The 7,637-nt window shown below is 71.8% G+C and carries 8 protein-coding genes; all 8 read left to right on the top strand.

The features are described from left to right. Positions 1-66 precede the first annotated feature (66 nt). On the top strand, positions 67-1,203 hold the full coding sequence (locus P409_RS20375; protein WP_034842667.1) for an acyl-CoA dehydrogenase family protein: 1,137 nt from the start codon (positions 67-69) through the stop codon (positions 1,201-1,203). Positions 1,204-1,220: 17 nt separating this feature from the next. After that, positions 1,221-2,312, top strand: coding sequence for an LLM class flavin-dependent oxidoreductase (locus P409_RS20380; RefSeq protein ID WP_034842672.1), 1,092 nt, complete (start codon positions 1,221-1,223; stop codon positions 2,310-2,312). A 149-nt stretch (positions 2,313-2,461) separates the two neighbouring features. Further along, a complete protein-coding gene (locus P409_RS20385) occupies positions 2,462-3,406 on the top strand; it encodes an ABC transporter substrate-binding protein (protein WP_034842676.1) in 945 nt (314 codons plus the stop codon). Continuing rightward, the gene (locus P409_RS20390; protein ID WP_081991654.1) at positions 3,403-3,960 is read left to right on the top strand and encodes a flavin reductase family protein; all 558 of its coding nucleotides are present in this window, start codon (positions 3,403-3,405) and stop codon (positions 3,958-3,960) included. Before P409_RS20385 ends, P409_RS20390 begins: the two co-directional genes overlap by 4 nt. 93 nt (positions 3,961-4,053) lie before the next feature. Continuing rightward, on the top strand, positions 4,054-4,758 hold the full coding sequence (locus P409_RS20395; protein WP_034842681.1) for an SDR family NAD(P)-dependent oxidoreductase: 705 nt from the start codon (positions 4,054-4,056) through the stop codon (positions 4,756-4,758). Positions 4,759-4,781: 23 nt separating this feature from the next. Next, on the top strand, positions 4,782-4,934 hold the full coding sequence (locus P409_RS39040; RefSeq protein WP_161790435.1) for a hypothetical protein: 153 nt from the start codon (positions 4,782-4,784) through the stop codon (positions 4,932-4,934). Between the two features lie 16 nt (positions 4,935-4,950). Further along, the gene (locus P409_RS20400) at positions 4,951-5,913 is read left to right on the top strand and encodes an alpha/beta hydrolase fold domain-containing protein (protein WP_034842684.1); all 963 of its coding nucleotides are present in this window, start codon (positions 4,951-4,953) and stop codon (positions 5,911-5,913) included. Between the two features lie 373 nt (positions 5,914-6,286). After that, positions 6,287-7,637: NADP-dependent phosphogluconate dehydrogenase (gene gndA, locus P409_RS20405; RefSeq protein ID WP_034842689.1), on the top strand; the 1,351-nt coding region annotated here is incomplete at its 3' end.

Genomic DNA, 7,637 nt, shown 5'->3' on the forward strand with positions numbered 1-7,637 from the left:
GGCGTCCCGGCCCCTGTCGGCGCCTGAGGCCATGGCCCGCCCCGACCCAGCCGCTGCGCAGCATCGATGCCCCGCCCGCCCCTGGCGGAGACCGTGGCCGGGCTGGCCGCGGAATTCGCCGGGACGGCGGCGGAACATGACCGCGGCGGCGCCTTCCCCTTCGCCAATTTCGACCGGCTGGCCGAGGCGGGGCTCCTGGCTTTGGTGACGCCCCGGCGCTTCGGCGGGCTGGGCGGCGGGCTGCGGGACGCGGCGGCGGTGATCGGCGGCATCGCCCAGGGCGAGCCGTCCACCGCCCTGGTGCTGTCGATGCAGTACCTGCAGCACGCCTCGATGGAGGAGCGAGGCTGGCCGGCGTCCCTGGCCGAACGGCTGGGCCGCGAGGCCGCCGCCGGCGTGTCGCTGATCAACGCGCTGAGGGTCGAGCCGGAGCTGGGCACACCGGCCCGCGGCGGCGTGCCGGCGACGGTGGCGCGGCGCACGGCGGAGGGGTGGAGCGTCTCCGGCCACAAGATCTTCGCCACCGGCATCCCGATCCTGTCCTGGCTGGCGGTCTGGGCCGTGACCGACGAGGTCAAGCCGCGGGTCGGAACGATCCTGGTGCCGTCGACCGCGCCCGGCATCCGGGTGGTGGAGAGCTGGGACCAGCTCGGCATGCGCGCCACCAACAGCCATGACGTCATTCTCGACGACGTGCCGGTGCCGCTGGCCCACGCGGTCGACCTGCGCCCGCCCGAGGCCTGGCGCGCGCCGGAGCCGGTGAAGTCGGCCTGGGGCGCGGTGCTGATCGGCGCGCTCTACGACGGCATCGCCCGCGCCGCCCGCGACTGGTTCGTCGATTTCCTGAAGACCCGCGCCCCGGCCAATCTCGGCGCGCCGCTGGCCACCCTGCCGCGGATGCAGGATGCGGTCGGCGAGATCGAGGCCCGGCTGGCGGTCAATGCCCGCCTGCTCGCCAGCGCCGCCCGCGAGGTCGATGACGGCCGCCCGCCCTCCCCCAACGAGAGCGGCATCGTCAAGCTGACCGTCACCGGCAACGCCATCGCCGCGGTCGAGGCCGCGGTGCGGCTGACCGGCAATCCCGGCCTGGCCCGCGCCAACCCGCTGGAACGGCATTACCGCGACGTGCTGTGCGCCCGCATCCACACGCCGCAGGACGATTCCATCCGCCTTGCCGCCGGGCGTCTCGCCCTCGGCCTCTGAATTTCGAGGATCCCGTCATGAGCGTCGAATTCATCGGTTTCATCGGCACCCGCGACTTCTCCGAGACCCGTCCCGCCAGCGGGCCGGTGATCGACGTGCCCTATATCGAGACCGTGGCCCGGGCGCATGAGGCCGCGGGCTTCGACCGCGCCCTGGTCGCCTTCCATTCGACCTCGCCGGAAAGCATCCTGATCGCCGGCCACGCCGCATCGGTGACCGAGAAGCTGGGCCTGATGATCGCGCACCGGCCGGGCTTCACCGCCCCGACCCTGGCGGCACGGCAATTCGCGACGCTGGACCAGCTGACCGGCGGCCGCGTCGCCGTGCACATCATCACCGGCGGCGACGATGCCGAGCTGCGCCAGGACGGCGACTTCCTGACCAAGGACGAGCGCTACGCCCGCACCGATGAGTATCTCGGCATCCTGCGGAAGATCTGGACCAGCGATGCGCCCTTCGACCATGATGGGCCGCATTACCGGTTCGAGCGCGGCTTCTCGACCGTCAAATCGGTGCGGCCCCCGCACATCCCGGTCTATTTCGGCGGCGCCTCCGACGCCGCGATCCAGGTGGCCGGCAAGCATGCCGACATCTACGCGCTGTGGGGCGAGACCCACGCCCAGGTGCGCGAGCTGACCGGCCGGGTGCGCGCCTCGGCGGCGAAGCACGGCCGGCAGCTGCGCTTCAGCCTGTCGTTGCGGCCGATCCTGGCCGAGACCGAGGAAAAGGCCTGGGCCCGCGCCGACGCGATCCTGGAGCAGGCGCGCGCGGTGCAGGACAGGACCGGCTACAAGCGCACCGTGGATCCCGCCAATTCCGGATCGCTGCGCCTGCTGGAGGCGGCGGCGCAGGGCCCGCGGCTGGACAAGCGGCTGTGGACCGGCATCGCCGCCCTGACCGGCGCCAAGGGCAATTCCACCGCCCTGGTCGGCACGCCGGAGCAGGTGGCCGACGCGCTGCTGGATTATTACGACCTCGGCGTCACCACCTTCCTGATCCGCGGCTTCGACCCGCTGGACGACGCCATCGACTACGGCCGCGAGCTGATCCCGCTGACCCGCAAGCTGGTCGCCGATCGGGTACGGGCCAATGCGACGGCGGCGGAGTAAACGCCAGTCTTCCCCCCTCTTCTTCATTGTCATGCCCGGGCTTGACCCGGGCATCCAGACGGTCCCGACACCTTCTGGATTGCCGGGTCAAGCCCGGCAATGACAGCAAAAACAAGGGCCCGATCATGAGTCTGTCCGGAGTTCCCACGATGAAGCGCATCCTGGCCGGGCTCGCCCTGGCCCTGGCGATCACCGGCGCGGCGAACGCCGAGACCGTGCTGCGGGTCGGCGACCAGAAGGGCAATGCCCGGTCGGTGATGGAGGCGGCGGGCGTGCTGTCCGACCTGCCCTACCGGGTCGAATGGAGCGAGTTCCCGGCCGCCGCGCCGCTGCTGGAGGCGCTGAACGCCGACGCCATCGATGCCGGCAGCGTCGGCGACGCGCCCTTCACCTTCGCCGCCGCCGCGGGGGTGCCGGTCAAGGCGATCGCCGCGATCCGGTCGAAGCAGGACGGCCTGGCCATCGTCGTGCCCAAGGACTCACCGGTGCAAGGGCTGCAGGACCTGGTCGGCAAGACCATCGGCACCGGCCGCGGCTCGATCGGCCACCAGCTGATCCTGGCGGCGCTGGAGCATGCCGGGCTGAAGCCGGACGCGGTGACCATCGTCTTCCTGCTGCCGGCCGAGGCCAAGGCCGCCTTGTCCAGCGGCGCCATCGACGGCTGGTCGACCTGGGAGCCCTACACCTCGCAACTGGAGCTGCAGGAGGGCGCGCGGCGCGTCGTCACCGGAATCGGCATCACGCCGGGCCTGAGCTTCCTGGTCGCCCGGCCGGATGCGATCGAGGCCAAGCGCGCAGCGCTGCAGGATTTCGTCGGCCGGCTGGCCAAGGCGCGCAGTTGGGGCACCAGCAACTATCCGGCCTATGCCGAGATCTGGAGCAAGCTGGTCGGCCTGCCGCAGGAGGTGGCGCTGCAATACCTGTCGCGCCAGGCCGTGCGGCCGGTGGCGGTCGACGATACGGTGGTGGCCGACGAGCAGAGGACCATCGACCTGTACTTCCGCGCCGGGCTGATCCGGACCCAGCTGGACGCAAACACGGTGCTGGACCGGTCTTTCAACGATCCGGTGCTGGCGGAGCTGGCGAAGAAATGAGCCTCGACACCCTGCTCGCTTTGGCCGCCGCCGGGCTGGAGCCCCTGGAGGAGCGTCACCCGCCGGTCACCGACGACGCCTTCCGTGGCGCCATGCGCCACCTGGCGGGGGCGGTCAGCATCGTCACCGCCGGGCTCGGGGCGGAGCGCAACGGACTGACCGCCACCTCGGTGGTGTCGCTGTCGGCCGACCCGCCGACCGTGCTGGTCTGCGTCAACCGCTCGGCCTCGGCCTGGCCGCTGCTGGTCCGGCACGCCCATTTCGGCATCAACGTGCTGGCGGCGTCGCAGCACCCGATCGCCGACCGCTTCGCCGGCCGCAACGGCGAGAAGGGCGAGGCGCGCTTCGCCGGCGCCCGCTGGATCCGGCTGGCCAGCGGCGCGCCGATCCTGGCCGATGCGCTGGTCGCCTTCGACTGCACGCTGGAGGAGCGGATCCAGCGCCACTCCCACGACATCCTGATCGGCCGGGTGCAGGCGCTGCACGGTGCCGGCGGTACGGATCCGCTGCTGTACTGGCGCGGCACCTATGGCGCCATCCGTCCCCCGGTCTGAAAGGCCGCCTTGCGGCTGGGGAACCTGCCGACGACATGATAGGACAGGGGTGGAGCCGAACCCGGCGCAGCCATCCCGGTCCTGAGGACAGCCATGAGCCGCGAGAGCTACAAGACAGCCCTGATCGTCGGCACCGGCAGCGGGCTCAGCGCCTCGCTGACCCGGCTGCTGAGCCGCCAGGGGATGCGCGTTGCCGTCGCCGCGCGCAACACCGACAAGCTGAGGCCGCTGCTGGAGGAGACCAGCGCCGCCGGCTTCGCCGCCGATGCCTCGGACGCCCAGGCGGTGGCCGGGCTGTTCGACGCCGTGCAGCAGCGCTTCGGCGGCGACCCGGACGTGGTGGTCTACAACGCCAGCGGCCGGCTGCGCGGCCCGCTGGCCGACCTGAACCCGGCCGAGGTAGAGCGGGTGCTGGCGGTCACGGCCTTCGGCGGCTTCCTGGTGGGCCAGCAGGCGGCCCGGCGGATGCTGCCGAAGAAGCGCGGCGCCATCCTGTTCACCGGCGCCTCGGCCAGCGTCAAGGGCTATGCCCGCTCCGCCCCCTTCGCCATGGGCAAGTTCGCGCTGCGCGGCCTGGCCCAGAGCATGGCGCGGGAGCTGGCGCCGCAGGGCATCCACGTCGCCCATGTCGTGATCGACGGCCAGATCCGCGAGGCCGGGCGCGAGGATCCGCCGGCCAAGCCGGACAGCACCCTGGACCCCGACGCCATCGCCCAGAGCTATGTCGACCTGCTGCGCCAGCCGCGCAACGCCTGGAGCTGGGAGATCGAGCTGCGGCCCTGGGTGGAGACCTTCTGACATCCCGAGCACCGGAGGGCCCCATGGACACGATCGGTTGGCTGATCCACACGCTGGAGAGCCGCTTGCCCGAGGGGCCCGAGGATCGTGCCGAACCGCCGCGCCGCACCCGGCCGGCGGCGCCGCGCCTGCTGGACCGGGTGCGGGCCGCCATCCGGCTGCCCCCGCCCCGCTGACGACCGAGGTTTCGCCATGCCGGATTCGCCGACCCCGCCGGGCCTCGCCCCCGAATTCCTCGCCGGCCAGGCGCTGCTGCGCGAGAGCGGCATCGTCCAGGCCGATGTGCTGGCGACGCCGGTCGTCGTCGCCCGCGGCCATGCGGCGACGCTGCAGGCCTTCCTGAACCAGGACGCGCCGCCGCTGGCCCGGGTCGAGGAGCATGTCCTGTCCCACCTGCCGGTGCCGGTGCGGGTGCGGCTGTACTATCCGGACAACGCCGCCGGCCTGCTGCCGGCCTATCTGCACGCCCATGGCGGCGGCTTCGCCCTGGGCGGCATCGACTCGCTGGACCGCTGGAAGCGCGAGGTCGCGCGCGACGCCGGCGTCGTGGTGGTCGGCCTCGATTACGCGCTGGCGCCCGAGCACAAATTCCCGACCGCGCGCGACCAGGCCGTCGGCGTGGTGCAGTGGCTGCGCGCGAACGCCGTGTCTCTCGGCATCGATACCGGGCGGATCGGCATCGGCGGCGATTCCGCCGGCGGCAACCTGGCCCTGGCCACGCTGCTGCGGCTGCGCGACCTGGGCGAGATGCTGCCCCGCTTCGGCGCCCTCGTCTACGGCATGCTGTCGGCCAACCACGACACCCCGTCGCATCGGGATTTCGGCGACGGACGCTACGGCCTGTCGACCGCCAAGCTGGAGTGGTTCTGGACCCAGGTCCTGCCCGACCCGGCGCTGCGCGACGATCCCCAGGCGGCGCCGCTGACCGCCGACCTCGGCGGCCTGCCGCCGCTGCTGCTGCTGGCCGCCGCGCTGGACCCGCTCTTGGACGACACGCTGGCCCTGGACCAGCGGCTGACCCGGATCGGCGCGGCGCACAGCCTCAAGGTCTATCCCGACATGCCGCATGGCTTCCTGGCCCAGACGCGCCTCTTGTCCCGGGCCCGCGAGGCGCGGGACGACGTGGTCGCGGCACTGAAGCGGCACCTTGTCTGAGCGAACTCGGGACCAGCAAAAGCATCGATCGAAAGCAAAATAAGTCCCCCCCTCCCTTGCGGGAGGGGGGTAGGGGAGGGGGTTTTCGCCGTCAGGGCCGGCCTGAACTTCGGCGATCCGGCTCCAACCTCGGGCCTGTTCTCTGCGCATTCGCGCGCGGACGCGCGCAGCCCCCTCCCCCTATCCCCCTCCCGCAAGGGGAGGGGGGACTAAAAAAGGAGCGCACTCTACGATTTCGAAAAGGTCGCGCAAGCGGGAGAGGCAATGCATCTCGCTGGCGTCGCCCTTGACATGGACAAGCACGCCATCGGCGACTATCGATAGCCTCATCGATCGGCCGTCTGGTCATCAGCGGACAGAGAAGAGGCATCAGATGAGCGACGCGGATATCGCAGTCGTCGGCTTGGCCGTCATGGGCCGGAACCTCGCCTTCAACATGGCGGAGAAGGGCTTCCGGGTGGCGCTGTACAACCGCAGCCAGGAGAGGACCGACGAGGCGATGGCCCTGGCCGGCCCGCTGGCCGACCGGCTGGTGCCCTGCCGCACGCCGGAGGAGCTGGTGGCCGCCGTGCGCAAGCCGCGCGCGATCCTGCTGATGGTGCAGGCCGGCGCCGCGGTCGACGAGACCATCGCCCGGCTGCAGCCGCTGCTGGAGAAGGGCGACGCCCTGATCGATGCCGGTAACGCCAATTTCCACGACACCGTGCGGCGCGAAGGCGTGCTGGACAAGGCCGGCCTGGCCTTCCTCGGCGTCGGCGTCTCCGGCGGCGAGGAAGGGGCGCGCCACGGCCCGTCGATCATGGTCGGCGGCAAGCCCGAGGTCTATGGCCGGGTCGACAGGATCTTCACGGCGATCGCCGCCAAGTTCGAGGGCACGCCGTGCTGCGCCCTGCTGGGCACCGACGGCGCCGGCCATTTCGTCAAGACCATCCACAACGGCATCGAATATGCCGACATGCAGATGATCGGCGAGGTCTACGGCCTGATGCGCCGCGGCCTGGGGCTGACCCCGGCCGAGATCGGCGACGTGTTCGAGCGCTGGTCGAAGGGCCCGCTGTCCTCCTACCTGGTCGACATCACCGCCACGGTGCTGAAGACCACCGATCCGAAGACCGGCAAGCCGCTGGTCGACGTCATCGTCGACAGCGCCGGCCAGAAGGGCACGGGCCGCTGGTCGGCGATCGAGGCGCTGGCGCTGGGCGCCCCCGCCTCCTCGATCACCGCGGCGGTGGAGGCGCGCGGCGTCTCGGCCGAGCGCGCCCTGCGCAAGACGCTGTCCGAGCGTTTCCCCGGCGCGGCGCAGAGGCTGACCCTGGCCGGCAACCGCGAGGCGGCGATCGAGCTGTTGGAGAAGGCGCTGCTGGCCGGCAAGATCCTGGCCTACACCGAGGGCTTCGCCATCATGTCGGCGGCGTCGCGCGAATATGGCTGGAAGCTGCCGCTGGCCGAGGTGGCGCGGATCTGGCGCGCCGGCTGCATCATCCGCTCGACCCTGCTGGACCGCATCGCCTCGGCCTATGACGAGACGAAGGACCTGGAGACGCTGGTGCTGGCGCCGGGCCTGACGCCGCTGTTCGAGGGCGCGGCGGGCGCGCTGACCGAGGTGGTGGCCGAGGCCTTCCGCCACGGCCATGCGGTGCCGGCCCTGTCGGCCGCGACCGCGCGCTGGCTGGCGCTGCGCCAGCCGCGCTCCACCGCCGACCTGACCCAGGGCCAGCGCGACT

The organism is Inquilinus limosus MP06 (assembly GCF_000767795.1).
GTDB lineage: Bacteria > Pseudomonadota > Alphaproteobacteria > DSM-16000 > Inquilinaceae > Inquilinus > Inquilinus limosus_E.